The 961-nt window shown below is 50.7% G+C and carries 1 protein-coding gene; it reads left to right on the top strand.

Features of this window, described 5'->3' with window-relative positions; genetic code table 11:
* Positions 1-40 precede the first annotated feature (40 nt).
* Positions 41-961: hypothetical protein (locus tag EHO01S_RS17825; protein WP_035370938.1), on the top strand; the 921-nt coding region annotated here is incomplete at its 3' end.

The raw sequence follows: 961 nt of genomic DNA, 5'->3' as shown, positions 1-961 counted from the left end.
CCCGGGCGCGCCTTGCAGGCTAGCAAAAATGGGAACTCATATGATTAAAGTAAAAAATAGACGTTTAGCCAGGTTATGGCTGCTCCATACTCTGTTGCTGGCCAGTTTCGCTGTCGCTGCCAGCAATGAGTACCTCTGTACGATCACTAATGGACCAACCGGGCGCTGGCAGTCGCCAAAGTATCCAATAGACGCGTACGTGCCGGGACTCAATTTCCAGCTTTTTGCCCGGGACCCCAATAGCACGATAACGCTGAAGTCCGACGACCAAAATCTGGATGCGGTCGCGATCAATAACAATATCGCTACGCTACGCCCAATCTTGGATATGCTCGGAGTATTCCGCATGCGTCGGGTGGGAGACCCGTTGGGGAGAAATTTTGTTTTTATTAGACTGTATCTCGGCGCGAATAACCGATTCAGTGGGCCAGGTATTCCGTCCCCCTCATCAGAATATGTACCTTCGCGAATTAGTTTTGACTGTGATGGTAATGGTTCTTGTGCGAGAGTGCATTTTAGTCAGGTTACATGGGGGTTTGTTATGATAATGGATGCGCGCCTTTCATTTGCTGATAGTGGGAATATTGATAGTCCAGTGCTGCAAAAACGTATTGTGATGCCGTCCGCGCCAAAAAATGAGTATCGAGCCCATGAAATGCGCTTTATCCATACCATACATAACACCGTCATCAATATTGCTGGCACTGATAATCCTTTGGTTATAACTAACGGGGACAAAATTATCTCTTTTTCGGGGGGGCCGATCGTCTCGGAAATACAGTGTGTACGCCCGGCGACGCCCTTAACCTTGACACTGTTGGATAACGCCATCACCTTCAATCCCACCCCGATGGGGACTACGACGCCGCAGGTCAAGACGCTGAGGTGGCAAGCTTCCGGCAGTGGACGCGCCGATACCTGGACGATGCGCTTTACTAGCGCCAATGCCACCGCCTCGGGC

The sequence above is a fragment of the Edwardsiella hoshinae NBRC 105699 = ATCC 33379 genome (assembly GCF_000474215.1).
Classification (GTDB): Bacteria; Pseudomonadota; Gammaproteobacteria; order Enterobacterales; family Enterobacteriaceae; genus Edwardsiella; species Edwardsiella hoshinae.
The sequence above is the reverse complement of the archived record's forward strand: the minus strand, read 5'-3'. Positions and strand labels throughout refer to the sequence as shown.